Source organism: Hymenobacter busanensis, from assembly GCF_008727865.1.
Classification (GTDB): Bacteria; Bacteroidota; Bacteroidia; order Cytophagales; family Hymenobacteraceae; genus Solirubrum; species Solirubrum busanense.
The window spans coordinates 743,129-769,149 of the sequence record NZ_VTWU01000002.1 but is presented as its reverse complement, the minus strand read 5'-3'; the positions used below and the strand labels follow the sequence as shown (position 1 = coordinate 769,149).

Annotated in this window: 23 protein-coding genes, 1 tRNA gene and 1 riboswitch; of the genes, 12 read left to right on the top strand and 12 right to left on the bottom strand. The window is 60.8% G+C overall.

Annotated features, from left to right (window positions below):
• Window positions 1–86: 86 nt before the first annotated feature.
• Window positions 87–359: a hypothetical protein gene (locus F0P96_RS07845; protein ID WP_151078269.1), complete on the bottom strand. Its 273-nt coding sequence runs from the start codon at window positions 357–359 to the stop codon at window positions 87–89.
• 59 nt (window positions 360–418) lie between these two features.
• Window positions 419–682: a hypothetical protein gene (locus F0P96_RS07840; protein ID WP_151078268.1), complete on the bottom strand. Its 264-nt coding sequence runs from the start codon at window positions 680–682 to the stop codon at window positions 419–421.
• A gap of 105 nt (window positions 683–787) precedes the next feature.
• On the opposite strand from F0P96_RS07840, the gene F0P96_RS07835 reads away from it, so the two are divergent.
• The 4 genes from F0P96_RS07835 to F0P96_RS07820 all read left to right on the top strand — a co-directional run bounded on the left by F0P96_RS07835 (window position 788) and on the right by F0P96_RS07820 (window position 6,205).
• Window positions 788–1,219 carry a hypothetical protein gene (locus tag F0P96_RS07835; protein WP_151078267.1) on the top strand — a complete coding sequence of 144 codons (432 nt, stop codon included), beginning with the start codon at window positions 788–790 and terminating at the stop codon, window positions 1,217–1,219.
• 125 nt (window positions 1,220–1,344) lie between these two features.
• The gene (locus F0P96_RS07830; protein ID WP_235917421.1) at window positions 1,345–2,442 is read left to right on the top strand and encodes a DNA/RNA non-specific endonuclease; all 1,098 of its coding nucleotides are present in this window, start codon (window positions 1,345–1,347) and stop codon (window positions 2,440–2,442) included.
• Window positions 2,443–3,197: 755 nt separating this feature from the next.
• A complete protein-coding gene (locus F0P96_RS07825) occupies window positions 3,198–3,791 on the top strand; it encodes a 3'-5' exonuclease (protein WP_151078265.1) in 594 nt (197 codons plus the stop codon).
• Between the two features lie 134 nt (window positions 3,792–3,925).
• A complete protein-coding gene (locus tag F0P96_RS07820) occupies window positions 3,926–6,205 on the top strand; it encodes a KAP family P-loop NTPase fold protein (protein ID WP_151078264.1) in 2,280 nt (759 codons plus the stop codon).
• Between the two features lie 209 nt (window positions 6,206–6,414).
• On the opposite strand, the gene F0P96_RS07815 is transcribed toward F0P96_RS07820, so the two are convergent.
• The gene (locus tag F0P96_RS07815) at window positions 6,415–7,695 is read right to left on the bottom strand and encodes a hypothetical protein (protein ID WP_160620355.1); all 1,281 of its coding nucleotides are present in this window, start codon (window positions 7,693–7,695) and stop codon (window positions 6,415–6,417) included.
• Between the two features lie 928 nt (window positions 7,696–8,623).
• On the opposite strand from F0P96_RS07815, the gene F0P96_RS07810 reads away from it, so the two are divergent.
• Complete coding sequence (locus F0P96_RS07810; RefSeq protein ID WP_235917420.1) at window positions 8,624–9,472, top strand: AAA family ATPase; 849 nt, start codon at window positions 8,624–8,626, stop codon at window positions 9,470–9,472.
• A complete protein-coding gene (locus F0P96_RS07805; protein WP_235917419.1) occupies window positions 9,447–10,481 on the top strand; it encodes a DUF3871 family protein in 1,035 nt (344 codons plus the stop codon). Before F0P96_RS07810 ends, F0P96_RS07805 begins: the two co-directional genes overlap by 26 nt.
• A gap of 74 nt (window positions 10,482–10,555) precedes the next feature.
• Here F0P96_RS07805 and F0P96_RS07800 read toward each other — a convergent pair whose 3' ends face one another.
• Window positions 10,556–12,748 carry a tetratricopeptide repeat protein gene (locus F0P96_RS07800; protein ID WP_151078261.1) on the bottom strand — a complete coding sequence of 731 codons (2,193 nt, stop codon included), beginning with the start codon at window positions 12,746–12,748 and terminating at the stop codon, window positions 10,556–10,558.
• Between the two features lie 160 nt (window positions 12,749–12,908).
• Window positions 12,909–13,145, bottom strand: a complete 237-nt coding sequence (locus tag F0P96_RS07795; RefSeq protein ID WP_160620357.1) for a helix-turn-helix domain-containing protein — start codon at window positions 13,143–13,145, stop codon at window positions 12,909–12,911.
• Between the two features lie 117 nt (window positions 13,146–13,262).
• Here F0P96_RS07795 and F0P96_RS07790 point away from each other — a divergent pair, with 117 nt between their 5' ends.
• Window positions 13,263–13,802 carry a hypothetical protein gene (locus F0P96_RS07790; RefSeq protein ID WP_151078259.1) on the top strand — a complete coding sequence of 180 codons (540 nt, stop codon included), beginning with the start codon at window positions 13,263–13,265 and terminating at the stop codon, window positions 13,800–13,802.
• A 158-nt stretch (window positions 13,803–13,960) separates the two neighbouring features.
• Here the strand turns inward: F0P96_RS07790 and F0P96_RS07785 are convergent.
• Window positions 13,961–14,033 (bottom strand) — tRNA-Gly (locus F0P96_RS07785).
• Window positions 14,034–14,179: 146 nt separating this feature from the next.
• On the opposite strand from F0P96_RS07785, the gene F0P96_RS07780 reads away from it, so the two are divergent.
• From F0P96_RS07780 to F0P96_RS07770, 3 genes are read left to right on the top strand one after another with little or no spacing between them, the layout of a single operon-like run.
• A complete protein-coding gene (locus F0P96_RS07780) occupies window positions 14,180–14,449 on the top strand; it encodes a hypothetical protein (protein WP_151078258.1) in 270 nt (89 codons plus the stop codon).
• A gap of 27 nt (window positions 14,450–14,476) precedes the next feature.
• Complete coding sequence (locus F0P96_RS07775) at window positions 14,477–15,013, top strand: GNAT family N-acetyltransferase (RefSeq protein WP_151078257.1); 537 nt, start codon at window positions 14,477–14,479, stop codon at window positions 15,011–15,013.
• Window positions 15,010–16,362: an alpha/beta hydrolase family protein gene (locus F0P96_RS07770; RefSeq protein WP_160620359.1), complete on the top strand. Its 1,353-nt coding sequence runs from the start codon at window positions 15,010–15,012 to the stop codon at window positions 16,360–16,362. Before F0P96_RS07775 ends, F0P96_RS07770 begins: the two co-directional genes overlap by 4 nt.
• Window positions 16,363–16,442: 80 nt before the next feature.
• On the opposite strand, the gene F0P96_RS07765 is transcribed toward F0P96_RS07770, so the two are convergent.
• A complete protein-coding gene (locus F0P96_RS07765) occupies window positions 16,443–18,809 on the bottom strand; it encodes a B12-binding domain-containing radical SAM protein (protein ID WP_235917418.1) in 2,367 nt (788 codons plus the stop codon).
• A 92-nt stretch (window positions 18,810–18,901) separates the two neighbouring features.
• On the opposite strand from F0P96_RS07765, the gene F0P96_RS07760 reads away from it, so the two are divergent.
• The gene (locus F0P96_RS07760; RefSeq protein WP_151078255.1) at window positions 18,902–19,474 is read left to right on the top strand and encodes a hypothetical protein; all 573 of its coding nucleotides are present in this window, start codon (window positions 18,902–18,904) and stop codon (window positions 19,472–19,474) included.
• A gap of 2 nt (window positions 19,475–19,476) precedes the next feature.
• Here F0P96_RS07760 and F0P96_RS07755 read toward each other — a convergent pair whose 3' ends face one another.
• The 3 genes from F0P96_RS07755 to F0P96_RS07745 form a co-directional block, all read right to left on the bottom strand.
• Window positions 19,477–20,931: a hypothetical protein gene (locus tag F0P96_RS07755; RefSeq protein WP_151078254.1), complete on the bottom strand. Its 1,455-nt coding sequence runs from the start codon at window positions 20,929–20,931 to the stop codon at window positions 19,477–19,479.
• A gap of 106 nt (window positions 20,932–21,037) precedes the next feature.
• Window positions 21,038–21,601 (bottom strand): helix-turn-helix domain-containing protein, encoded by a 564-nt coding sequence (locus tag F0P96_RS07750; protein WP_151078253.1) that lies wholly within the window; start codon window positions 21,599–21,601, stop codon window positions 21,038–21,040.
• A 5-nt stretch (window positions 21,602–21,606) separates the two neighbouring features.
• Window positions 21,607–21,978 (bottom strand): DUF502 domain-containing protein, encoded by a 372-nt coding sequence (locus tag F0P96_RS07745; RefSeq protein ID WP_151078252.1) that lies wholly within the window; start codon window positions 21,976–21,978, stop codon window positions 21,607–21,609.
• Window positions 21,979–22,145: 167 nt separating this feature from the next.
• On the opposite strand from F0P96_RS07745, the gene F0P96_RS07740 reads away from it, so the two are divergent.
• A complete protein-coding gene (locus F0P96_RS07740) occupies window positions 22,146–22,424 on the top strand; it encodes a hypothetical protein (RefSeq protein ID WP_151078251.1) in 279 nt (92 codons plus the stop codon).
• Between the two features lie 78 nt (window positions 22,425–22,502).
• Here F0P96_RS07740 and F0P96_RS07735 read toward each other — a convergent pair whose 3' ends face one another.
• Both F0P96_RS07735 and F0P96_RS07730 read right to left on the bottom strand, forming a co-directional pair.
• The gene (locus F0P96_RS07735) at window positions 22,503–23,588 is read right to left on the bottom strand and encodes a YncE family protein (RefSeq protein WP_151078250.1); all 1,086 of its coding nucleotides are present in this window, start codon (window positions 23,586–23,588) and stop codon (window positions 22,503–22,505) included.
• 38 nt (window positions 23,589–23,626) lie between these two features.
• A complete protein-coding gene (locus F0P96_RS07730; RefSeq protein WP_160620361.1) occupies window positions 23,627–25,498 on the bottom strand; it encodes a TonB-dependent receptor in 1,872 nt (623 codons plus the stop codon).
• 236 nt (window positions 25,499–25,734) lie between these two features.
• A riboswitch (cobalamin riboswitch) is annotated at window positions 25,735–25,962 on the bottom strand.
• Between the last annotated feature and the right edge of the window lie 59 nt (window positions 25,963–26,021).

Here is a 26,021-nt window from a genome sequence, read left to right as displayed (position 1 = left end):
CACAAGTATACGCGAAGCCAATGGAATTAGTAATTCAATGCTAACAAAAGTAGTAAAACGGGGTTGTTTCAGCTAGCTGCCGGTGGTCAGTTCAACCACACTTCCGCGACCAGCTGGAAGCGGTGCGGGGCAAAGGCATTGAAGTACGGAGCGTCGGCTTGGAAACCGAGCACATGCACCAAGTCCATGCCTTCCAAGCGACTTTCGACCAGGCGAACCGGGTACAGCGTGCCCGCTTGGGGCCAGTCGCCGGTGTGGTTGGGCGGGCGCTGGCTGTCGTCTACGCATCGGGCGTAGTGCAGCACCGGCAGGGAGGCCGTGGCTTCGGCGTGGGTCAGGTTGGCAACTTCGTGGCTCATGGTGGCACGTAACACGTCGGGCCCGCTTTGGTTCCGGCACCTGTGCAAGAAGCCGTCTTTCATTCGATGCCAGGCGGCAAAGACAGGCGCACGTAAATGGCGTAGTCTTCCAGGCATGCCACGCTGGTAAAGGTGCGGGTGCGGTGTAGGTGGTTGGTTTCCTCGTCGTAGTACACCTCGGCGAAGAAGCCACCCGGCATGTGGTAGAGGTTGATGGCGTCCTCTTCTTCCCAACGCGTCATCAAGAACCGGCCTTCGGCCCACACCGTGGCCAGCTGATCTTCAAGGGAGAGGAGGCGGAAGGCGTAGTGACCGGTGGGCATCGGGTCAAGATACGAGCGCCCCGGTGAAGAGGTAGCAGCAGGTGAAGTACTGACTGTCGCGTGGTATCTTTGCCGGGTTGTAGAATCCCCCTGATTGCCAATTGCATGAACCATTCACTACGCGCCCTGCTGCTCAGCTTAGTTGTCCTCACCTTTGCCTGCAAAGAAGACACCCCGGCGCCTGCTCCGAAACCAACTCTGGAGGGTGAGTGGCTGATGCTGGATCAGACGTACTACTCGTACGATGCCAGCGGCAACCTGCTCGGCAAGCAAGTTGACACCTCCGATTCGATCCGTCTCGTCTTCACCGCGACCACCTTCCACTCGTTCGACAAACACGGGGTGCAGAACCAACCCGTTACCCAGTACACCTTTCAGAGCAACCGCATACACGTGCCTGGCCGCTCGGCCGCGCTGGACGTACCGGTCACCGAACTCACGGCAACCAGGCTGACCTTCGAGGTACAGGGGGCGTACCTACCCGGGTCCACGGCGGCCAAAGTGGTGGGGCAGGAGCACTACGTGCGGGTTAAGTAACCTAGCTACCGCCTCTCGGGCGGAAGGGGCTCCAGTGTGTGGAACCAATGACGGGCTACAAAACGTGTAGCTTTGGCTACCTCCTGCTTTGTCTTCCTATGCTCTCATTCGGTCGGTTCCGTGTCTTGGCTTTTCTCGTTGGCAGCGCGATCTGGGCGCCGGGCTGTAGCACCACATCCGACCCTACCCCGCAACCGCAGCGGCAGGTCGGCGCGGTAACCGGCACCTACAGCCCGGCGGCAGCCCTAACCGGCGTCACGGCGACGCCCGTCGCCGGCGGCACGGCCGTTGCTGCTACTCTGCAAGCCGGCACGTACGCCTTTGCCGACTTGCCGACCGGCGAGTACACCCTGGCCTACGCGGCGGCTGCCGGGTACCAGACGCCTGACCCGCTCGGAGTCACGGTGCGCACCAACGCCACGGTGCAGGTGCCGGCCCTAACGGTGCAGCCCGTTCCCCCGCCCTTGCCCGAGCACCTGACGCTTGGCAACCCGAGCGGGGCCACGCCCGACGAGCAGCTGTTCACGAACTACCTGCTGTATAAGCCCCAGTACGCGCTCAGCTATCACCGCGACAAAGGCATTCCCAACTGGGTGAGCTGGCACCTGAGCCGCACTTGGCTTGGCACGGCCCCGCGCCAGGACGACTTCCGCCCCGACTTTGATCTGCCGAACAGCTGGTACCACGTGCCCGCGAACGGCTACTCCGGCTCGGGTTTTGACCGGGGCCACAATTGCCCCTCCGCTGACCGCACCAGCACGGTGGCCGACAACTCGGCCACGTTCCTGATGACGAACATGATTCCCCAGGCCCCGCGCAACAACCAGCAGACCTGGGCCAGCTTGGAGGACTACTGCCGCACGCTGGTCAACGCCGGTAACGAATTGTACATCATCATGGGCCACTACGGCACCGGCGGCACCGGCAGCAACGGCGGGGTGACCACGACCATCAACGGCGGCCGTGTGACCGTGCCCAAGCGCATCTGGAAGGTCGTGGTGGTGCTGCCCGTGGGCGACAACGACGCGAGCCGCGTCACGGCCACTACCCGCGTGATTGCCGTCGACACGCCCAACGAGAACACCGTCAGCACCAGTTGGGGCGGCTACCGCACCACGGTGGACGCCATCGAGCAGGCCACCGGCTACGATCTGTTGTCGGCTGTTCCCGCCTCGGTACAGGCTAGTGTTGAAGCGCAAGTTGACGCCGGGCCGACCCAGTAGGCAAGGCACCCTTCTGCATGCACACTAGTTAGCCAGGTGCTTCGGGAGGACGAGGCGGGAGGCTCCTTGCCTTTTCGAGACGTGCTAACACACGCTGACGAATCTCTAGTTGGTGAGCAACCTGGTCGGGTAAGGGAGGCAGCAGGCCCATGCGCTCCAACAGCAAAGCTGTGCGTAGCAACGCGTTGCTTTCCGCTTGCAATTGCTCCGGACGTTGCAGTTGCAGGCGCGTTAGCTGTGCGTGTGCTGCAGCCAAATCCTCCGTTTCCTGTAGGTGGTCCGCTGCAGCCGGGGTGCCGTGCAGCCGGGCAAGCATGTGACGGCGTCGCCGACGCACGAGCAGGCGGTGGAGAGCATTCTGGCCCCGCTGGCTAGCTTGAAAAGGAGAGTTGGAAAGCATCCCCGGGAGCGAAATCAGTAATATGAGTAACGAACTGCAGCGAATGTACTCGGCTTGGACGGGTACGGTGTTGCCGACTGCTTCCCAACCGAGTTCACCCCCGGTTTGAACGGCGCAAGCCCTGTGAAAGCAGAAATCTTGCAGGAGCTGAAAAAAACTTTCGCAGGAAAAAGCAGTCGAGTTCTGAGAAGCCGGACGAGGAAAGGGCATTTTCTGCATTTCCAGCAAACTGGCCGATGAACGAGTGCTTCATGGACCGGGTTCTCAGAACTTGGTTTGTGATCGCATGTGTCTGAAATTCAAACCATTGACTTCGGTGTAGAAAGGCTGTAGGTTCGCCCAAAAACCCTTCTGCATGGAACAAAAAATCCCCCCTTTCTGCCTGGTTTTCGACACCGAAACCGCAGGCCTCGCCCGTAGCTGGCACGCCCCCCTCTCGGATTCTGACAACTGGCCCCGCTTGGTTCAGCTGGCCTGGGACCTGTACAACAAAGAGGGCGAGTTAATCGAGCGAAAAGTCTACACCATCCGCCCGGTTGGCTTCACCATTCCCGAGGAGGCGACCGCCGTGCACGGCATCTCTCAGGAAGAAGCCCTGCACGTAGGGGTGAACTTGGCCTCGGTGCTGCGGGAGTTTCTGCCGCGTCTCCACCAAGCCCAACTCCTCGTGGCCCACAACTACGATTTCGACTCCAAAATCGTGGGTGCCGAACTTCACCGGCTTAGCATGAACTTCGATTGGGAAAGCGCGTCATCGTACTGCACCATGAAGTCGGCTACCGAGTTCTGCCAGATTCCCTCCCGGTTTGGGTACAAGTGGCCTACCCTAGTGGAGCTGTACCAAAAACTCTTCAACACCGGGTTCCCGGGTGCCCACAACGCCCTAAACGACGTCGTTGCCTGCGCCCGGTGCTTTTTCGAACTGAGGCAGCTTGGGGTGCTAGTTTGAAACGTTAACCGCTACCCGATTCAAAAGCCTCACCCACGAGTAGTTGGTGGGGCTCTTTTTCTTACAAAAGCCGGCTAAATGATGCACTTTGTTGATCAATCACTCTACCCAGATCAAACATTAAGCAGGTACGGATGCCTACAGACCCCATTGATGCCGAAACACGTAGCGCTGGTGGACCGATTGAGAACCCAGACCACGATGATTTTCAAAGAGTTAAATTTTCGCAACGCATTGCCGAGACACTCATCAAGCGCAGCAGCAAAAAGAGCATCGTAGTTGGGCTGTACGGCAAGTGGGGCGAAGGCAAAAGTTCTGTTCTGGGTTTCATCAGGCGTGCCTTGGCAGAAGCACCGGACAAAGTTGTGGTTCTCAATTTCAATCCTTGGCGTTTCGCTGACGAGACGCAACTGCTCTTGAATTTCTTCGGAGAGCTAGCCAAAATCATCGGACAAAACCTGCTTACAAAGAAGCAGCGAGCTGTGAAAGGATTCAGTTCCTATGTTGCGCCTCTGGTGCCTTCGTTGTCGCTAGGCCCGGTTTCCGCGGACATTGGTAAAAGCGTTGAGGCACTGCTGAAGATGGCACAGCCTGAAATCGATGAGCAACGAGAACGAATCGAAAAACTACTCGAAGAATCAGGGAAACGTGTGGTGGTCATCATCGATGACATTGATCGCTTGGAGAAGTCACAGATTCAAGCAGTTTTTCGTTTAGTCAAACTAACTGCTGATTTTGACCAAACTTCCTACTTGCTCTCGTTTGATGATGAAATGGTAGCGCGTGCAATTGGGGAAATGTTTTCATCAGGTGCCGATGATGAAAAGGGGAGCCTCACGTTTTCGGCCGGGCAGAACTTTCTGGAGAAAATCATTCAGGTGCCTTTGCGTCTTCCCCTTGCGCGTCAGGATGATTTGCTGCAATTCTGCTGGAATCGTTTGCTGGAAGCATTAGCAGAAACAGATGCTAACCTCACAGTGCTAGAACAGGAATGTCTGATTAGCTCACTACGTTCGGGGGTCTTGCCTCGGCTTACTACTCCTAGACTTGCAGTCCGCTTTGCAAATGCAGTCCAATTCAGCTTGCCCTTGCTGCAAGGCGAAGTAAATGTTGTTGACCAGATTTTGGTAGAAGCTCTACACATCTTTTATCCTCGGTTACATCGATTTGTCGCAACTCATGAAGTAGATTTTGTTGGAGGGGTGGAATCCGTTGCATTCCCAAGAAGGGCTGATGTTGAGGAAGCCCGCAAAAAAGCAATCCTAGACACCGTCGAACCCTACGGAAAGGACGGTGTGAATGCAGGGCTGTCTTTGCTGTATGCTCTTTTCCCTGCCATTGCTAAGCTGTTCCACGGTGGGTTACCTTGGATGAACAGTGCTCCATCTACTGTCGAGGCCCTGACAAGACGTAAGGCAGTGGCTTCTCCTTCCCACTTCCCTCGCTACTTCGCCTACTCGGTAGTACGTGGTGATGTATCTGATCGTGAGTTTGACGCTTTTCTGCAAGGAACGCCAACGGAACAAGCTACTGCAGCAGAAGGATTGGTCAGCCGCTTAGGAGTTGGGCTCTTCCTTCAAAAAGTAGCGTACCAAGTTCCAGGTTTCAGTTCACGACAAGCTAGTGGTCTCTGGGATGTTATTGCTGAATTAAGCCATGAGTTTGCAGGAGCTGTGGATGGTCCTTGGATTGAAAGGGTAATCAGCCAGGAGCGTCAGGCTGCTAATCTTTTAACAACTCTACTGTTCCAAGTTAGTGAAGCGTTCGAACGAAGAAGACTAATCGAATCACTGGTGGCTGCCGGTGGGACTTTCTACTTTGCTAGAGAAACGTACTACGTATTGCGCAGCTTCCGGAAGCAGGAAACTGGACCGGAAAGCTACATCGAGACAGAGGAAGGTACCATTCTAAACCCAAGACGCCTGTTCATGGAGGAGGAATGGCAAGAGTTGATGGATGAAGTTTTACCTCAACTCTTTCTAGAACGTGCGCTCAACGAAGCAGGGGGGCAACCACTGTACAAGTCGCACCCTTTCTATGCTTTTGGCCTCCTTTTCACTACTTGGGCAAAAAGTAACCGTCAGCCAAACGTCGTCTCGTACATCCAAGATTTTCTGAGTCAATCACCTGATGACATTCATGACCTAATGGCCATCTGTTCAAGCGTGATTACAATGGACGGCAAGAACTTTTTCGCAAATGTCACGACTCAGAAAGTTGCCGCTGCTACGGAACTCTTTGGTTCCTACCTCTACGAAGAGGTCCGTCGAGTGCTGGGTGATGAGCCTGTGATGTCGTACCCTGGGGACGAAAGGGATTACCAGCAACCTACACAGACGGACCGGTTACGGCAGTTTGCTTACTTGTACCAAAGTCTGCAATCAGGCACACACACCGAAAGTTCGGACCAGTAGTAACGCGAATTGCTTAGGCGAAGCACAAGTCAACTGTAAAGTACAAAACTTAAGTTCCAACGCATTTTCTAACTCGCAAGCCTGTTCGAAGCACCCTTCACCGGCATTTTCAGCCCTGGCTTGAGGGGCATTTTCTCAGAATCCGAAGCCCGACAAGTCGTTTCGCTGCTTGAAGAAGTTAACCAGCTAGCTGAGGCGGTCTAAGTGATTTAGTACAGGTCCTCATCGTAAAGCGGCTCAAGACAAGAATCGTAGTATCGTGCACTGAACAATGTCACTCCATCGTGTTTAGGTAGTACTTGTAGCATCGGGGCGTCTCGTTGGTACTGGGCGTACGAAATGCCCTTACGTTTTCGAATCGTTTCGAAAGTATTGGTGAAGATGCCTTGCGCAAAGGCTTGTAGCTTTCCCAGCTCAGAGTGACTTGTGTGAGCGTCTGCGCTAATGCCAGGTTGGACATGCATCAAGCTCGCCAGTTCGCTTGCCATGATCTGCTCAACGTCCGCTGAAAACCCAGGAGTAGTCAGGATGGAGTCATGTACGGTCAACATTACCGCGTCGGGCAGCTCCGCCGCAACCCGTTTTGTGACGTGCTCCAATATTACCCGGCTCTCCAAGCGTTGCAGGAGCACAGGCAAATTCACCCCTAGCCGAGAAATGAAACTGAGAACTTCTGCTTCACAGGGGAAGTGCCTCTTGAAAGCTTTGTACTGCGCTGAACTGAACTTGCGCGGTTGGCTGTCAAACAACAAGAACATGGTGTCTCGCTTCGCAGCCGCGACGGCGGCTTCCTCAGCTTCCTTTTTCAAGGGGGATGGAGCCACGAGACGTGCAAAGTGCTTGTAAAAGCCTTCGTTCCACGAAATCTTAAAGATTTCACTGGTGGCAACTGTGTGTTTTTCAGGCATTAACAAGCAACCTGACAACGTAACGGAGTTAAGTGAAGGGGGCGAGGTGGTTGTGGAGGGTGGGTGAGGGGCGCGGCCTTTGTGCGTGGGTTTTGCTACGAGTGATTTGAAACCCAAACGATCCTTTGCACTGGCACTGTAGAACCGCTTTCGCATCAGCTTGGTGAAAAAGTACGGCTGCGAGGACTTGATGTCCAGGGTGACCAAGAATTGGCCGTCAAACTGGATGAACGACCTAAGTTCCCGCTTGATGTTTGTCAAAACGCTGTGTAATCGCTCATCTCTGCCCGTGTTCGACAGGTTGTAGTTCCCGTCTTTCAAAGCGCGAAGGGAAGCGATTTGAGCGTTCAGCTTTAGGTTCGCTCGGCCCCGTGCTTCAGCCTTTTCCTCTTCGCTCAAGGAAGAAGCTTCAATCATTTGAACTACCCGGGCGAAGCCCAGTTCCACAAAGTTGTGGGCCGCACTTAGGTCAACCGTCAGTCGTTTGGGGTCGAACCATTTTGTCAAATGTGCCAACGGATCCAATGACTGCTGGGCCTGCTCTTCGCCTCGCACTAGCAGACGGGCCCAGCGGTTGCGCACGGTTCCACTCAACTCTTTGGGAACGGAAACGGCAGCGTCCGCATGCGGGAGCAGGCGAAACCCTCGGCTACGGCCGTCTCTAGGCGGCCTGGGGTCTGCTTCAAGCCACTTCCCCTTCAACCTGTCGAGGGCGTCCTTGTAGCAGCTTCCGCAAACATCTCGCAAAAGTTGGGACCAAAGCCTGTGGTAACCGCACTCCTCAAGCTTTTCAAGCTCAACGGGGTTTCTCCTGTGTCGGGAAAGGGAGCTCAGAATGAAGTAGCAAGCATTTTTCAAATTCTGCCGACTTCGTTCTGTCAGCGTGCCGGGTGGGCAAAAGTCGTCGAAGTCGAAAGTGGCTGGCACCCACACATTGGGTACATCGGACGGAAGTCTTTCCTTCCTTTTGGCGGGTCGGCGAGTCATCGAATTCCGTCCTACAGAAAAGGGATAAATGGCATCTCAGCTGGTCACGCAAATGAGTCAGCAGTTCTACGCAAATTACCCATTTGCACGCGTGCTTGCTTTCTCGAATTTGGCTCGAAGGCTGTGATTCTGATGCGCGGGTTTTGCAGGGCTCCAAGATCAGTACATCGCTAAGTACCCACCTTCTGTTACAGGTCTTGAGTCGTTTCAGTAGCGCCCTTGGGGTCGATGCTTGCTGATTTGCAAGATGGTGAACCTTCGCTCAACCTGTTTTGAAAACGTAGATGGATCTAACATAAGCGCTAAAAAATCTAAAAAATTTTAAGTCCGTGTTCGTACGGGGTAGGGTGACTTTTACCCCAGCCCACGGGCTGGGCAATTTTACCTACCCCCATCCTTAATGAGGCAAGGATTGCCTTTTCCTCAAGGCCTGCAAAAGCCTTGGGGTTTAACTCTTTCACATTTAAACGCTGACGAGTTGATGCAACTACACACAGCAAATCGGCAGCAGTGTCCTTTGAAGATGCTGCTGCAAGGCCCGAGTGGGGCCGGGAAAACCATGAGCGCTCTGCTGGTCGCGCACGGGCTCACAGGCGGCAACTGGTCCAAAGTCGCCGTCATCGACACGGAGCGCTCCGCCGATCTGTACGCCGACCTTGGCGCGTACAACGTGCTGCAGCTGGGTGCGCCGTTCACGCCCGAGCGGTACTTGCAGGCGCTGGACGCGTGCGAGCAGGCCGGCATGGAGGTCGTTGTGCTCGACAGCATTTCCCCGTGCTGGGAACACCTGTTGGATTACCACGCTTCGTTGCCCGGCAACAGCTTCAGCAATTGGAGCAAGGTCACGCCCCGCCACAATGCTTTGGTAGAGGGCATCACCCGCTCTCCGCTGCACGTCATCGCCTGTGCTCGCTCCAAAACCGAGTACGTCCTCGCCGACCGCAACGGCAAGCAGGTGCCCGAGAAGGTGGGCATGAAACCCATCCAGCGCGACGGCATCGACTACGAGTTCACCCTCGTCTTCGAGTTGGACCTGAAGCACTACGCCACGGCCACGAAAGACCGGACGCGGCTTTTCATGGATCAGCCGCCCAGTAAACTCACTCCCCAAGTAGGGGAGAAGCTGCTGAAGTGGTGCCAGACCGGATCCGTTGCGCGCCCTGCTACGGCGGAAGACGTGCAAGCACTCATTCGTCAGTGTCACACGATGGCCTTGCTCACCGAGCTCTACCGCTTGCTCACGCCCGAGCAGCAGCAGGCCCACAAACCCGCGTTCCAGCAGCAGAAACAGCGGCTGCTTGCAGTACCCTTTGTTCAACCCACTTTTTCACAAACCCATTCCGACCATGGAAACCAACCTCATGCGGCTTAGCGCCGACCAGCCAGCAAACCAACTGCAAATCATCCGAGAGCCAGGCCTGCAAGCGCCTGGCTCTTCTGTTTCTGGGCCCGCCCAAGCATCCACGTCCCGTGCCTTCATCGAGGCCAACACCGTCGAGACCAGCTTCTCCGACATTCGGCAGCACCACATCATTCCCGTGTACGTGAAGGACAACGAGCCGCTAATCTCGCAGGGCGACTTCATTCAGGCCACCGAAGAGGCCGTGTACGATGTGTTCCGCGGCGAGCAGATCCTAGCCCCGCAGATCCGCGTCTCGCACCCGATCAAGGGCCGCATCCCCGAGGCTCGGAACAAGCCGGCCAACCAGTTGGAGGACTGGGAGCGGACCATCTACTACGAACGCCTGATGTTCTGCATCGAGGTGCCGACCATCTACGACACGGTCGGCGGGAACCAGCTCACGCTTGTCGTGGGCGGGGTGAAGGCGTACAACCTAGACAACCTTTACAACCGCAAGGGGGCCACCGAGCACTTCAAGCTCTTCGTGGGCTTCCGGAACCTGGTCTGCACCAACCTCTGCGTGCGTACCGACGGGTACCTGGGCGACCTGCGCGTGGGAAGCCTTGACCAACTCCGGGCCGCCATCTACCAGTTGCTAGGTGCCTACGAGCAGCACCGCCACCTGCGCCAGCTCCAGGCGCTGACCGAGTACGCGTTGACCGAGCAGCAGTTCGCTCAACTCATCGGGCGCTGCCGCATGTACCAACACCTGCCCCCCGCGGCCAAGCAGCAGGTTCCCGCGCTGCTCTACGGCGACCAGCAGCTCGGCACCGTCTGCCGGGACTACTTCCGCGACGAGAGCTTCTGCCGCGACGATAACGGCGACATCAACCTGTGGCGGCTCTACAACCTCTTCACCGGGGCCAACAAGAGCACCTACATCGACCAGTTCCTGGACCGCTCCGTTAACGCGCTGGACTTTGCCCTGCAGGTGCAGGACGCCGTCGAAGGCCGTAGCACCAGTTGGTATCTGCAATGACCCACTGCGCCGGAAGGCCCTCGCTCCGCATTATGGGGCGGGGGCCTTCAGAGGGTGCTGCCTCGGCTACGCGGTCAGCTGGCGGGTTTGCTGCGCAGTTGCCTCACCTTCCAATGGCTCGCTCCGAATTTGCGCGAGTAGATGGCCAGCGCCTGCTGGTAGAAGGCTTGTGCCGCGGGGCCCTTTCCCCGGGCTTCTGCGACACCCCCACGGGCAGCGGCAACGTCTCCGAACAGGTCGTGGTCGGTGGGCAGGCTGGCTTCCGCTGCCCGCTGCGCCCGCTCAATCCACGTTTCGGCTTCCGCTGCCTGCGCCTGCTGCACCCGCAAGGCGGCGTAGTTCAGGTACACGGTGGCCGTGGAGGGGTGCCGCTCGCCCAGCAACGCCTCGTGCAGCGCGACGGAGGCGGCCAACAACGAGTCGGCCTGGGCGAAGCGGCGCTGCTCGGTTGCCAGCAGTCCCAAGCCGTTCCAGGCCCCGGCCGTGGTGAGGCTCCGGTCTTGTCCGAACCGGCGGTTGATGGCCAGCACTTGGCGGTACTGCGCCCGGGCGGCCGCTGCCTGCCCCGACACGGCATTCACATAAGCGGCCGTGTTGAGCAGCGCGGTTTGGCTGGGGTACCGGAGGGCGCCGTCCTCTTCCAGCAGCGCCATGGCTGCGCGAACGTGCTGCTGGGCCGCGGGCACGTCGCCCAAGGTGACGCTTAGGTCCGCCAAGGCTTGGTGCACGTTGGCTGTTGCGGCTACGGAGGAACTGCTTTCCCGCCGGTAGACAGCCAGTACCTGCTCGTACTGCTGCGCTGCGGTCTGGTAGTGGCCCTGCGCATGGTTGACTGCCGCCAACACGTCGAGGCAGCGGGCCTCGTCGCTGGTTCCGGAGCCGCGGTGCTGCCGGAACAGGCCCTGGGCCGCGGTGGCGTAAGCCCGCGCCCGCGGGTACTGGGCCAGCGCCACGCAGTTTTTCGCCAGCAGCAACTGACAGGCGACGCGGCGGGACCAACTGCCGCGGTTTTCGTCCAGGTACCGCAGATGCGCCGACAGCACCCCGTCCGCTTGGCGGTACAGGCTCTGCTTGTGGAAGCAGACGCCTTCGTAGAGGCGGGCTTTGGACCAGTTGCCCGAGTCGCTGGGCGCGAGCTTCAGGCGCTGCAAGAGGCGCTGGGCTTGGGGCAGGCTGTCCTGCCCGAAGAGGTTGAGCACGATGTTGAGGGTGTTGGCCGCCACGTCGGACGCTGCTTCCGGGGATGACGCCAGCACCTGATTCGCTTGTCGGTAAAGCTGCGTCGACGCGGCCCGGTTGCCGGCCGTGGCTAGCGACTCGGCAAAGTCACTCAGCAAGCGTGCCGTGCCGGCGTCTGGCTTCGGGTGCACGCGGTGGTAGGACTTCAGGGCAAGCAGAAACAAGGAGTCTGCCGGTTCGAATTGCCGCTGCCGCAGCCTGCAGAAGGCCATGTTGTCGAGGGACCACGCCTGCTCTTCCGCCCAGTAGGTAGAGGGCGCGTCGTCTTTTTCGGCGCGGTGGTCCCCCGTCACCAGGAACCGATGCGCGGTTTGGTAGTTCTGCAGGGCCTGAGCGTACTGGTGCTGGTCGTAAGCCGCCTGGGCCTGGCAAGCGTAGGCCTTGTAGAGGGTGGTGTACGCCCCGCTGATTTTCCACCGCTCGCGCACCGAGTCGGCTCCCAGCCAGCGCTGGCCCGCCGTGTACGCTTGGTGAGCGGCTGCGAGAGCGGCGCGGCAGTCGTTCGCTTCCAACGCTGCCTCGGCCTGCTGCGAATAACCAAACATGCGGATGTTGCTCCCCAACGCCGAATCGTCATCGTGCAGCAGGAGCAAGGCCGAGCGGTAGAAACCGCAGGTGATAGGCAGGTAGGCGAAGAAAGCGCCTACGCCGAACAGCACGGCGGTGCGCCACAACAGCAGGCGGTAGCTGCTCACCGGAGCCGTCGCATGCCGGTTTCGGAGCAGGTAGAACCCCAGCCCTGCACTCAGCAGGCCGGGCAGGGCGGGTAGCCACAGCGCCAAGGGCCCGCGCTGTAGTTGAATGTTTTCTGCCAAGGCGTACAACGCGCCGGCCAGGCAAGCTCCGGCTGCGAGACGTACCCAGGCCACGGGCCCTTGGGGGGAGCGAAACAACCAGAAGGCGCCGGCTGCATACATCAGTGCCAGCACGCACAGGCAGAAGGCCAGAAGCCCAATGTGACCGGTCGCAGCCAAAAGGGCCAGCAAAGCAGCCGAAACCAGCAGTACAATCTTCTCGAAGCGTGTCACAGAGAACGTGGTGCGAATCTTTCCTTGCTACCCAGCGCACATCCGTCACCTCGAGCAGAACAAAGAACCGAAAACCGGCGCGCACTACTGCTAGCCCCTGCTAAAACTCCAACGCCATGCACCTTACGTGGGCTAGTGCCAAGAAGGAGCGTGTGGGTGCTCAGTCCGCTTCCTCCATTCCGGGGCACTTGACCAGTTCATGCAGAGGCATTTGTAATGCCTTGCTTAGGGAAAGCAGCACATCGATGGTAGCTGCAAACTGGGCGGTTTCAATCCGGTGCACGGTCATGTTCGACACGTTGGCGTAGTCGGCAAGCTCCACTTGACTCCACTCACGTGCCTCGCGCAGGCGACGCAGATGATCTCCAAAAATTTTGACTCCACCCGGGTTTTTCACGGGTGGCAAGCTCCTGTAATCGTTTCGGAGCAGCTTCTACACATGTGTAGAAGGAAACATGAAATTTCTACTTTTGGGTGGGGCAAACTTGGCCCTTCTCAGCTACATCATTTCGTCATGAAAACAATGCTCACGCTACTCGCAATGACCTTTTGCGTTTCAGTAGCCAATTGCCAAGACCTGCTTTACCCTGGCAAGTACCAAGTCTACAAAGTCACCCTTAAGGTTAGCCGTAAAGCTGAGTGGCCAAAGTTCAGAGATGTGCGGTCATGGAACGTGAATCTGCTGCTAGTAACGGGGGGGCCGTCAAGCGTCGCCATTTACAACACGGTGGCTGGGCCTTTCTACCGCTCTACCGTAGGGGAACCTGCCTACGAGGTGTACAGCCTTTCATCCCAGCCAACGCGGACGCAAGGCCCCGACGGGATTGTTACCGTGTCGTATGTCAGACCTTACTACTTTGGCCAGATCGTACCGCCCGCAGCAGAAATTAGTAACCCCAAGCGCGCATCACTGGCCACTTGGCGGTCAACGGTGAGCGGAAACAGATCACTTAATGTTGAATGGGAACGCTCAGAAATCGACCCGGAAACGGGCTACCCGATGGGCATTCAAGACACGTACCGGCTTACCTTCTACTGCAAAGCAGTGAAGTAACGCTGTTAAAGCAGCAGGCTATTTTCAATGGTTTAGGCCACGAACAGAAACCAGGTTCATTTTCCACGGCGACGGGCGGAAAAGGTTGTAGGCACCACGGTGGGCACCGAAAACGAAACAAGCACCCAGGCGCAGGCCTAAGTGCTTGTGTATCAATGAGCGAGAAACGAGGTTCGAACTCGCGACCCTCAGCTTGGGAAGCTGATGCTCTACCAACTGAGCTACTCTCGCGGGGTTGGGTAAGGCAAAAATACATGCTTCTGGTCGATTTGCAATCCATTCAAATCCGGTGAGTGCGGAACCGAGGCAGCGTGACGCCTGCAGGCAGCATAAGGCGGGTAATTCGCGTATGCAACACGGAACAACTTTTTGATGTCATGCCGAATTCGTTCATGTCGCCCATGTCGCGCCGCGTAACGGGCAGTTTGCTGATGGTAGCTGGCACGCTGTTGCTGCTGGCCCAGCTCATCCGCTTTGGTATAGCAGCCGTGGAGTGGCAGCAGGGTTCCGGGGACGCCGTTGGAGCTACCTATCTTATTCTGACGGTGCTTATGCTGTTACTCGGCGTGCTCCTCATCCGGTACGGCTGGCGAATGCGCCGCGACGGACACGTATCTGATGAGCCGGGCGACCATTCCATTAGCTGACCGGCGGGGAGTGCGTAAGTTTGCCCCATGTCGTCTCCGCTCCGTCTTGTAGTTGCCAAGCGCAACGCTGCCACGGCCGCTCAGCTCGCCGAGCTGGGGCGGCAAACTTTTCGCGACACCTACGCCGACCAGAACACCCCCGAGGATATGGCGCAGTACCTCGCCGAACACTTCGGGCCGGAGCAGCAACTGGCCGAGCTGGAAGATGCCAATACCATTTTCCTGCTGGCATACATGCAGCAGGAACTGGTGGGCTACGCCAAGCTTTACATCGGCTCGACGTTAGGCGCGGAGGCTGGTGCCGACGTGCGCACCCGCGCCGAACTGCAACGCCTGTACGTGCGCACCGATTGGATCGGTACGGGGTTGGGTGCCGCGCTGCTGCGGCGCTGCTTCGACGAAGCAAAAGCCCGCGGCTGCCGCTCCGTGGTGCTGACGGTGTGGGAGAAAAATGAGCGCGCCCAGGAGTTCTACCGCCGCAAAGGCTTCAAGCAAATCGGCGAAACAGAATACCGCGTGGGCAACGACGTGCAGAACGATTACATCCTACGCAAAGGCCTGTGAGGAAGTCAAGCCGCTGGTGGGTGCTCTATAGCTTGCTTCTGGCCGCCGGAGCGCTGCTGAACGCGTGCGCCCCCGAGCAGGCACAAACACCACCGCCCACCGGGCACTACGAGGGCACCCTTACCTGCCGCGGCGCCGAACTGCGCGTCACCTTCGACCTGCGTGAACTGCACGGTGATACCCTACAAGCCGATTTGCGGGTGCCCACGGCGCAAGGCCTGGGCTGGCAATACCCCATAGTACAAGTAGTCGGCACTCAGCTAAAGGCCGCCAGTGTGCATGGGCCTCGGCTCGATGTGCGCCACGAATCCAACTTCTTCCGCGGTACAGTGTACTTCGGCGACACGCTGCAGGCCAACCTGCTGGTATTGCGCCGCGGCGAAGCACCCAAGCCGCTTTACCAAGCCCGCCCTTTGCCGTTGCCGACAGCCGTGGGCACCGCAGCGGCTACGTTGCTGGTGCCCACCGATACGCTGCTGCACCCGGCGGTAGTACTACTGCACGGCTCCGGCACTCCGCACCAGCAAGACCTATATGCCTATGCCGATTTGCTGGCCCGCAACGGTTTTGTGGCGCTGGTCTATGATCGGCGCGATGCCAGGCAGCGTGGTCCGGCAGCCTATTCGCAAACCGATTTGGCCGAAGACGCCCTGGCGGCTGTGCGGGTGCTCAAAGCGCAGCCTCGCGTCGATTCGGCGCGGGTAGGGTTGTGGGGCATCAGCCAAGGCGCTACCGTGGCCGCGCTGGCGGCGGGGCAACCAAGCAAGCCCGTAGCGTTTGTCGTCGGCGTATCGGGGCCGGGTGTTTCGTGGGGCGCGGCAGCGCGCTACCAGAACCAAGGCTTCCTGCGCCAAGCTGGCGTTTCACCGGCCGAAATGCGCCAGGCCCTGCGCGCCTTCGATGCCGTGGAGCAGTTTGTGCGCCGTGGCCGGCCGTCCGATTCTGTGCGGGCTGCCACGGTGCTGGCCGAAGCCTGGCAACAGCCTTGGGCGTCGCACACCACGTTGCCGAAACAGTTGCCCACGGCTGCCGAGCGCAAAACCCTGCTGCAGTGGCGCGACCTAGACCTCGACCCGCGCCAAGCCTGGCAGCGGGTACCGGTGCCCGCGCTGCTGCTCTACGGCGCGGCCGACGACCGTTTTAACGCCCGCGAAACCGCCCAGCGGCTGCGCAGCTCGGTAGGGCGTCGGCGCGGCTCAGCAGTCAAACTTTACCCTAATGCCGACCACGAAATCATGCTCGGCGGTGCCCCGGCCGACAGCACCCAGCGCTGGCAATGGCCGCAGCCTGCGCCGGGCTACTTGGAAGACATGCTGGGCTGGCTGAAACAACAAACGGCGCAACAATAGCGGCGGAGTGGGCAGTAGAAATCTAAAAAGCAGCGCCACCACTTTGGAGCCGTGACGCTGCGTCGTGCTGCCGACGCTGGCTATACCAGCAGCAGGCCCTTTTCGCGCAACTGCAGCCACAGCGGCGAAACCAAAAACGCCTCAAAAGAGAGGCCCACGGCTTCGGCTGGGAACGAGCGGGCGGCGTCTTTTAGCAAGAGCTTGGTATCGTAATCAGCCGACAACTGCACCAGCAGCGCGTGCAGCCAGTGGCCGATTTCAGGCGTGGTTTTCAGCTCGAAGTCTTCGGCTTGCTCGTAGAACGTGAGGACGGCCTGCTCGGCGGCGCGGCCTTTTTTGTGCTTGGTTTCGAGGCGCAGTTCGGGAGCGTTGCCCAGCCAGAACAGGCGCAGGTTCTGCTTGGCTGCATCGGGCTTGCCGGGCTCCTGCAGCGCTTTTTCGATGAGCTGGCGCGGCACGGTGGGGCGCGGTACGCGGAAATCGAACCAGAATTGCAGCGGCTCGTCGAGGGCCACGGCGTGCATGTAGTTGTAGAGCGACTTGGCCAGGCCCGGGCCGAACAGCTCGTGGTCGGCGCCGGTGGGGTCGTCGTGCCACAGGTCGTTCCAGGCGAAATTGCCGGGCTCGGGGCCGATTGGCCGCACGTGGTATTTCGCCGGGTTCTGGCCCACGGGCGAGTGGGCCGTCATGGCGAAGCGGTGCCAGAAGCCCGACTGCACGATGCCGGCCGCAAACAGCTGCCGCACCACCTCCAGCGAATCGACGGTTTCCTGCGCGGTTTCGGTGGGGAAGCCGTACATCAGGTAGGCGTGCACCATGATGCCGGCCTGGGTGAAGCCCTCCGTCACGCGGGCCACTTGGGCGATGGTGACGCCCTTTTCCATCAGCGCCAGCAGCCGGTCGGAAGCCACTTCCAGCCCGCCCGACACGGCAATGCAGCCCGAGGCGGCTAGCAGGCGGCACAAATCGGGCGTGAAGGTTTTCTCGAAGCGGATGTTGCCCCACCACGTGATGCTCACGCGCCGCTTCAGCAGTTCGATGGCCAGGTCGCGCAGGGCCAGGGGCGGGGCGGCTTCGTCGACGAAGTGGAAGCCCGTCTGGCCGGTTTGCCGCACGATTTGCTCGATGCGGTCGACCAGCAAGGTGCTCGGCGCAGTTTCGTAGCGGCGAATGTAGTCCAGCGTCACGTCGCAGAACGAGCAGCGTTTCCAGTAGCAGCCGTGGGCCACGGTGAGCTTGTTCCAGCGCCCGTCGCTCCAGAGCCGGTGCATGGGGTTCAGCACCTCGATGACCGACAGGTACTCGCTAAGCGGCAGGCCGTCGTAGTCGGGCGTGCCTACTTCGGCGTGCGGAATATCGGCATCGGGGCAGTTGTTGAGGTACTCGACCTGCCCGGCCGCGTTGCGCCGGAATGTGCGCTGGAAAGCTGGTTGTTCCAAGACGTCATGCTGAGCCCCGCGAAGCATCTCTACCGCTTCGTTGGATGCATTCTGACGAAACGGTAGAGATGCTTCGCGGGGCTCAGCATGACGGTTGCTACCAGGAGTCAGCACGCGAGATGCTTCGCTGCGCTCTGCATGACGGGCTTTTTCGCCCGCCAGATACTTCAACAGCTTCAGCCAGGGGCCTTCGCCGTCATCCAGGGTCAGGTAGTCGATGTAGTCGAAAAAGCGGGGCTCCTTGATGCCGCGCAGTTCGGTGTTGGGGTAGCCGCCGCCCATCAGCGTGCGGATTGCGGGGCGCTGCTGCTTGGCAAACTGGGCGAGGCGCAGGGCGCCGTAGAGGTTGCCGGGGAAGGGCACGGTGAATCCCAGCACCTCGGGCTGCTCGCGCCGGAGTACCTCGGCAAAGCACTCCAGCAGCATTTCGTCGACTAGGTTCGGGGGCTGCTGCAGGGCCGTGTGCAGCTCGTCGAACGACGTGGCGGTGAGGCCCAGGTGCTCGGCGTAGCGCGAAAAGCCGAACTGCGGCCCCACGGTTTCCTTGATGAGGTCGGCCAGGTCTTCGAGGTAAAGCGTGGCCAGGTGCCGGGCCTGGTCGGTGAGGCCCATCGTGCCGAAGGCCGCGTCGAGGTCGGCAATGTTGTCGAAGCGCGAGGCCTCGGGCAGAAAGCGGCTGTGGCAGATGCGCGGAGCCAGCGTCAGGTCCTTGTTCTGCAGAAACCGTACGACCGGCTCTACCGTGCTTTCGTAGCGGCGGCGCAGGCGCAGCATCCGGCGGGCGTTGTCGCTCAGCGCAAAGCTGCCTTGCTCAATAGCGTCGAACACGCGCCGCAGGCCGTTGGCCGAAAACAGCCGCAGCACCAGTTCGATGCCCATATCGGCCTGGGCCACGTGGTAGCCGCGCCCGCGCAAGAAACCCGTGAGGTAGGCCGTGGCCGGGTACGGGGTATTGAGCTGCGTGAGCGGCGGCGTGATGAGCAGAATGCGGGGCGTAGTCGTCGGCACGGGGCAACAACCGCCAAGGGGCGGCAAAGGTGCCCGCAAAGGTAAGGCCGCAGCGTGGGGCTTATATTGGCAGGCCCGAACTATCCAGTGCTATGACTACGCCTTTGCCTTCCCTCACGCCGATTACTGCCGACGAAGCACTGCAAAAGATTCAGGCACTGGAGCCACTGCGTGGCTATCATGTGCAGGGGGCTTTGGATTTAGCTAATCTGGCAACCGACCATTACACCTATTTCTCCTATCCGCTGGTGATTGAGCACTGCCGGATAGATGAAATCAGCGGATCCGGTGGATTCGCCTTTGAGCAGCCCGTTACGTTGCGCCAGGCGCATTTTGCCAAAGCCAGCTTCATCTTCGCTTACTTTCTCAAAGGCTTAGACATCGAAGGATGCACCTTCGACAGCTACCTCGATTTTCAGGCTGGCGGCCACAACAAGCCCGGCTGCCCTGTGCGCTTGGTGGGCAATGCGTTCAAGGGCTTCGTCAACTTCTTCGACTGTCAGTACGAAGCGGAAGTGCAGATTGAAAACAACGACTTCCAAGAGGGGACCAACCTACTTGGGGCACCGTTCAACATTCCGGTGACCTTCGATGTGCCCTTGGTGCAGACCAACAACCGCGGCAAGCTGGACCACAACCACGAAGGCCCAGGGCAGCTTTCCTGAAGTTACATTCCCTTCATCCCGCCCATGCGCATCAACGGCGCGTTCAGCCGCAGATACACCTCGGCCGACACCGGTACCTTGCCGTAGAGGCCGCGCAGTTCCGTATCGGGTCGGTACACGGTGCCTTGCGCGCCCAGGTGCAATTCGGGGCCTTTCTGGCCCAGCTGCGTGAGGCGGTAGCTGCTGCCCAGCGTGAGGGCGTGAATATTGAACACGGTTTCGCCTTCGTGGGTGTGTACTACGGCCAACTCTTCGGGGTCTTTCTGCACGAACTCGTAGCGACCGTAGAACGTGGGGCGCCCCAGCGTCAGGTTGGTTTCGGCCAGGGCCGAGTGCTCGTTGCCGTGGCCGGAGTTGTTCAGCCCCCAAATCAGCGACGAAGCCACGAAATGGTAGTCGCCCCACTGGCGGCTGTGCAGCACAGCGGCCGTGGTGCGGGTTACGTCCTCGTCGGCGTGCAGCTCCTCGGGGCTGTGGAGGCGGGCTTGGCCGGCTTCCAGCACCAGCTCATCGGTGGGGGCCCACTGCAGGCGGGCGGCCCAGGAGTCGGCCCGCGGGCGGTCGAAGTTGTAGCGGTGCTCGTCGGGCTCCCGGCCGGTAAAGTTGCTGGCCTCGAGCTTGAACTGCCGGTAGCGCAGCCCCAGCGTAGCCACGCCGAACGTGATGTGCGTAGCGTCGACCCAATGGTGGGAGAGGGGCGCATCGGGGTTGGGCATGGCCGAGAGGCGGTGCATGAAAGCTGTAGGCCCCACGGCCGGCTCGCCGGGGTAGCCGAGGTACAGCGTCAGGTCCACGTCGTCCGAAAACGCGTGGGTGTAGCCGATGCTCAGGGCCGAAAACAGGTCGTGCGGGTGCTGGCGGTCCACCAGCGGCTGGCCCCGGTACGCCTCACCCGACTGGAACAGCAGCGGATAGCCGTTGAGGCCTTCCGTAAGCGGGTCGAGCGAAATCATGGCCGTGAGGTTCAGCAGGCCTTTTTCGCCAATGGGGCGCTGAGCCATGGTCATAAACCAGTTGGGCGCATCGAACGTGCGGCCGCCGCGCTGGCCGCCCGAGCGGCCGATGTTCTGGTTGGTGTAGCGCCCAAAAATGGCGCCGTGGTTCATCACCATCCACGGGCCGTGGTGGCTCATGCCCATGTACATCGGCGTGGCGTCGGGCTGCCACGCCGTGCCCGAGCCGTTGCGCGCCATGGGCAAGTTGCGCGAATAAGCGTGCGACATGCTGCCCATACCGCCATCGTGCATCCCGGCCATATCGTGCATGGCGGTGTCGGCACCGGCCATCTGGTGGCCGCCGTGCATGTCGTGCTGCATGCCCTCCATGCCGTGCTCCACGGGTTTGGGGGCGCGGCGCGTGGTATCGGGGGCCGAAGCAGGAGGGGGCGTGTGGTGCTCGTGCTGCGCGGCGGCCACCAGAGGCAGCCACAAAGCCAGGAGAGGCAACAAGTATTTCATCGGGGCGCATCAAAGGGACACGCTACATACCCCGCCACGCCCCCGAAGGTTGGTGCAAGATTACCCGGTGCAGCGTGCGACTTTCGGCCCTGCGCGGTTTGGGCCGCTAGGCAATCTGGTCGAGGGCGGTGCGGTCGGGGTGGGCTTTGTACTCGGTCACCGTTTGGCCCGTTACCTGCCGAAACTGGTTGGAAAGGTGCTGCGAGGAGCTATAGCGCAGCTGCTCGGCAATGTCGGCCAGGGTCAGCTCGCCGTAGCTCAGCAGCTCCTTCACCCGCTCAATCTTGAGACGAATGAGGTATTTCTCCAGCGTGATGCCCGCCTCACGCGAAAACAGCTTGCTCAAGTGCGCATACGAAGTACCGAAGCGGTCGGCGAGGTAGGCGGAGGTGGTGAGCGGCGTGCGGGCCGTGCGCAGGTGGTTGAGGTAGTCGGCCAGCGCGGTTTTGAGTTGGGCCACCAGCTGCTCGTCGCGGGTGAGCAGCAGCTCGAAGCCCTCGGCCTCCAGCAGCGGCCGCACCTGCTCGGGGTCGGCGGGCGTGTGCTCGGCTAGCACGGCGTGGCCCAGCGTGACTTCGGTGGGCTGGTAGCCGGCCCCGGTGAGAATGCGCTGCACCGAGCTGATGCAGCGCGGACAAACCATGTTTTTGATGTGCAGCTCGGTGGTCATGGCCGTTAGTCGTTTTCGGAATGGCGCGGGGCGTAGCGGGCCGGCTTGGGTGCGTTGGTGGCTTTGGGCACGTTGGCCGCCCGGGGCCGGCGGGCCGGCTGCGGCGTGGGTGCCTCGGCCCAGGTGCGGCCAAACCAGTGCTCGGCGGCCCAATTGACAAACGGCACGACGAGCAAAAAAGTCACCGCCAGCAGCGTAAACAGCACGGTGGTCGAGCCCAGGAGCCGTCCGAAAAACCCGTCGCTGAAACCGAACAAATACGTCATCAGCACCAGCGACAGACCAAAGCTGACGGCCAGCAGAATGCCGGCGCGCCGCAGCAGCGGGCGGTAATCAAAAGAGCCACGGGCGGCACGACGACGGGGAGCAGCAGACATGGGCGCAAAGATATAGCAACCGCGCGGCGGCACCGGCGGGCCGCCGCGCGTGCCCACCGCAGAATAACCAAAAACCGGCCGCGGCGTTTGTGCTACATATTCGTGCACGGCTATTGCCGCCGGCTCTGTATTTTGCCCGCTCGACCTCCCACAACCTTCTTCTCTTCATGAACACGACCTCCCACCTGCTCCGCCCGCTCCGGCTCTTCGGCGCGGCCCTGCTGATTTCCGCCGCGTTGCCCGCCTGCAGCACCGGCGGCGACAAAGGCGACACCAACGTAGAACGCGGCTACGAAAAAGCCCCCACCGACCCCGGCGCGCAAACCGCCAGCGGCGGCGTCGACAGCGCCCGCATCATGCGCGACACCGCCGTGAGCAAGCAGGAGCGCCAGTACGAGCACGCCCGCCGTGCCAAAGACCTCAACAACGACGGCGTAGAAGACTAATTTTGGCTACCTCCTCAAGCCAGAACGCCCGCTGACTTTTAAGTCAGCGGGCGTTCTGGCTTGAGGCGCTTTGGCGCCTTATTTCACGAATACGAAGCTGTTGGGCCCAATGCCCACCGCGGCCGAATCGAGCGGCGCGCCGGCGTTGCTGTAGTGAATGATCTTGCCCTCGGCCGAGAAAGTGCCGGTGCCACCGTAAATGCTGTTGTCGAGCGGATCAATACCCAGGCCGATAAGTTTGCGGCGAATGATGGGCGTGGTTGGCAGCGTGGCATCGGCAATGCCCATGCGGTACACGCCGCTCAGGTACGTGAAGTACAGCTGGTCGCCGGCTGCGTTAAGTTTCAGGCGGCCGGGCTGGCTACGGTTGGAGGCAAACGTGCGGCGGTTTTGGGCCGCCGGGGCGCTGGGCAGGAAATCGACCAAGGTACCGGCCGTAGTTTGGGCGTAGTCCAGGTCGCTGTAATCGGGCAGGTACACAATCTTGCCGCCGCACAGCACCCACAAGCGGCCGTTGCGGTCCAGCGCCAGGCTGTTGGGCGATTCGCCCACCACTACTTTCGACTCCGCTTTCGAGGCCAAATCGATAATGGAAACCGTGTTTTCGCCGCTGTTGGCCACGTAAGCCTTGCCGCTGCTGATAAGAATCTGCTCGGGGTACATGCCCACCGAGACACTGTCGATGGCGCGGTACGTGGTCAGGTCCACCACAATCACCTGGCCGGGCAGCCCGTCGTAGGCGCGGTACTGGGTGATGTAGCCGCGGTTGCCCTCAGCCGCAAAGTAGCGCGGCAGGCGCAGCTTGCCAATCACGCCCACCGACTTGAAATCGGGCAGCGAAACGACCTCCACCTTCTTGCTGTTGTTGACCACAATGTAGCCGCGCCCGTCAGTCACCGTCATCGACTGGGCCACGTCGCCCAGCGCCCGGTTGTTGGCCGAGCGGAAGATGTCCTTGTTGGTCACGGCTTTGGCGCCCGGCTCATACACGCTCACCGAAGCATTGGCACTCTGAAACTTGCCTTCGTTGACGACGAGCACACTGTTGCTGCCGGCCTGAGGCGTGATGGTTTCGCCGTCGGGGTCGCAGGAGACAAGGGCTGCAAGGGCAAGCGGCAGGGCACAGGCAGTGGCTAGCCGGTGGAGAAAGGAACGGTTGTCCATAGAAAGGGGGGTGAAGAGAAGAAAAACGGTTCAAAAGGTTAGTGCCAGTTGGCGCGCAGGCTGAGCGTGCCGCTGCGGCCGGGCATGGCGCGGGCATCGTAGTTCTGGTAGTCGGCGTTGCCGAGGTTGTAGCCCTGCAGCAGCGCCGTCAGCTGCCAGCGGCCCACGGCGAAGCGGCGGCCCACGCTGCCGTTCAGCAGCCGGTAGGAGGGGAGATACTCGGTGGCCGAGGCGCTGGTGTAGCGGAAACCGGTAAATGTGCCGGAAGCCGTAAGCAGCCAGCCGCGCCACTCGTGGTCGGTGTGCAGCGTAGCGGCGTGCAAAGGCACGTAAGGCAGCTGCACGCCGATCGGGTCGGCGTCGGTCGGGTAGCCGCTGATTTTGCGGGCTTGCGTGAAAGCGTACCCGGCGCCGGCCCGCAACGCATACCCTCCCAGCTGCCACTGGAGCTGGCTGCTGGCTTCGAGGCCCTGCGTGCGCACTTGCCGCAAGTTGCGCGGCGAATACACGCCGTTGGCGTCCGGAATCCATTGCACCCAATCGTCGACTACCAAGCCATAGGCTGTCAAATCGGCCTGCAGACGGAGCTGACTGCTGGTGGTGGCTTCGTAGTGCAGACCACTTTCGCCGCCCACGCTGGTTTCGGGAATCAGATTGGGGTTGCCGCCGGGCCGCCAGTACCGCTCGTTCAGGGTGGGGGCCCGGTAGCTGCGGGCGGTGCTGGCTTTCAGCCACAGCTGCTGCTGGTTGGTGCGCCACACTTCCCACTCGGCGCCCAGCGTGGGCGTGAGCGGCGGCTGCCGGCCGGGCAAAGCCGCTTGCCGGGCATTAAGTGTCAGGCGCAGGCGCGGGGTGGGGTCGTAGCGCAGCAGGGCAAAGCCGGCGTAGCGCTGCTCCTGCACCGAGCGACGGTACCCGTCGACGCGGGCCACAAAGTCCTGGGCTTCGGCCCCCAGGCGCAGACTCACGTTGGAACGCCAGCGCAGCGTATGTTCCAAGTGCGCCTGCCGCACCGCGCTGCGCGAGTGGCTGGTGGCCAGGTCGTCGTTTTGGTAGTCGAGCAGGTCGCCGAACCACGCCACGCGCACCACCGTTTCGCTGCGCAAGCCACGCTGGCGGTAGCCCAGCACCACGCGGGCGCTTTGGTCCCGCTCGCGGGCGTGGTTGTTGGCCGCCCCCATCGAGGGCTGAATCTGGCGGTTGGCGTCGGTGAGCCATGCCGCCGCCGACAGCTCGCCGCGGCGGCCTACCTGCACCGTCAGGTCTTGCTGAAAACTGCTTTGCTGCAGGGCCGCGTTTTGCTGGCGCCGCCGCAGCACCCCGGCAAACTCGCGGCTGGTGTAGGTAAAATCGTTGCGGGCGTCGCGCACCATAAAGCCCGTGCGTATGCTCACGCGGCCGTCGCGCTGGCTGCCGCTCACGCTCAAGGTGCGGGTGCCGAAGCTGCCGACTTCCGCCATGCCGCCGAGGCGGGTGCCGGCCGGCGCGGTTTGCTCGCCCAGCACTACCGCGCCGCCCACCGCGCCGCTGCCGTAGAGCGAGGCTGCTGGGCCGTGCTGCACATCAATGCGGCTCACGCCAGCCACGGGCAGCAGGGCCATATCGGCCTCGCCCAGCGTGGGAAAGTTCAGCGCAAAGCCGTGCCAGAGAACTGCCGTGTGCCGCGCCGAAGTGCCCCGAATGGAAATGGACGCCAGCTGCCCCGGCCCGTAGGTTTTCAGGTGAAGCGGCGTGCGTGCCGACAGCACATCGGCCACGGTGCCGCCCTGGTAGGCCGCCAGGGCCGTCGAATCGAGGGAAGTGAAGCGGCTACCGGCGGCGTACTTGGCCGGGCGTGCCGCCTGTACCTGCACCGTGGGCAGCACGTGCCGCGCGGTGTCGGTAACCGACTGCGCCTGAACCTGGGCCAACGGGCAAGCCAGTACTGCGCTACCGAAAAGCAGACCAAGCCGCCGCAGCGACCTTCTTGAAAACGCGTAATGCATCCGAACCAGATTTTTCGGGAGCCGAAAAATGCGGTCCAGAACCCTGCGGTGGCCTTCGACAGCCCACCTTAGAGCCGAGTCAGAATCAGGTAATCTGGCTTTTGGCAAGCATTGCCAGCGGCCTAAATGATTCATTCTCCACCCGTCCTCCGCAGGTGCCGAACACTAAAATAACAGAGGCAGGTCTCCTGGCTTGCTTCGCGGGGGCGGCCTTCCCATCCCTCGGGCTGCTCGGGAAGGAGCGGCCGTCAGCGGAACAGTGGCGGGTAGGGCCCGACGCTGGGTACGTGAAGCTTACAGTTGCGGGGACAGCGGCCGAGTTGCACGGCCTTCCCTTTTCAGCCGCGCCCCGCAATTGGGGTCTGGCCACCTATGTTCGGGGCAAAGATAACCACGGATTTATCGGATTTGATATCCTGGCCGGATTGCGCGGCGCTGAAGCCGGGTT

Coding starts and splice junctions, on each gene's coding strand:
- F0P96_RS07845 (WP_151078269.1), bottom strand. CDS start 359: ATGAGCCACGAAGTTGCCAACCTGACCCACGCCGAAGCCACGGCCTCC.
- F0P96_RS07840 (WP_151078268.1), bottom strand. CDS start 682: ATGCCCACCGGTCACTACGCCTTCCGCCTCCTCTCCCTTGAAGATCAG.
- F0P96_RS07835 (WP_151078267.1), top strand. CDS start 788: ATGAACCATTCACTACGCGCCCTGCTGCTCAGCTTAGTTGTCCTCACC.
- F0P96_RS07825 (WP_151078265.1), top strand. CDS start 3,198: ATGGAACAAAAAATCCCCCCTTTCTGCCTGGTTTTCGACACCGAAACC.
- F0P96_RS07820 (WP_151078264.1), top strand. CDS start 3,926: ATGCCTACAGACCCCATTGATGCCGAAACACGTAGCGCTGGTGGACCG.
- F0P96_RS07810 (WP_235917420.1), top strand. CDS start 8,624: ATGCTGCTGCAAGGCCCGAGTGGGGCCGGGAAAACCATGAGCGCTCTG.
- F0P96_RS07805 (WP_235917419.1), top strand. CDS start 9,447: ATGGAAACCAACCTCATGCGGCTTAGCGCCGACCAGCCAGCAAACCAA.
- F0P96_RS07790 (WP_151078259.1), top strand. CDS start 13,263: ATGAAAACAATGCTCACGCTACTCGCAATGACCTTTTGCGTTTCAGTA.
- F0P96_RS07780 (WP_151078258.1), top strand. CDS start 14,180: ATGCCGAATTCGTTCATGTCGCCCATGTCGCGCCGCGTAACGGGCAGT.
- F0P96_RS07775 (WP_151078257.1), top strand. CDS start 14,477: ATGTCGTCTCCGCTCCGTCTTGTAGTTGCCAAGCGCAACGCTGCCACG.
- F0P96_RS07760 (WP_151078255.1), top strand. CDS start 18,902: ATGACTACGCCTTTGCCTTCCCTCACGCCGATTACTGCCGACGAAGCA.
- F0P96_RS07755 (WP_151078254.1), bottom strand. CDS start 20,931: ATGAAATACTTGTTGCCTCTCCTGGCTTTGTGGCTGCCTCTGGTGGCC.
- F0P96_RS07750 (WP_151078253.1), bottom strand. CDS start 21,601: ATGACCACCGAGCTGCACATCAAAAACATGGTTTGTCCGCGCTGCATC.
- F0P96_RS07745 (WP_151078252.1), bottom strand. CDS start 21,978: ATGTCTGCTGCTCCCCGTCGTCGTGCCGCCCGTGGCTCTTTTGATTAC.
- F0P96_RS07740 (WP_151078251.1), top strand. CDS start 22,146: ATGAACACGACCTCCCACCTGCTCCGCCCGCTCCGGCTCTTCGGCGCG.
- F0P96_RS07735 (WP_151078250.1), bottom strand. CDS start 23,588: ATGGACAACCGTTCCTTTCTCCACCGGCTAGCCACTGCCTGTGCCCTG.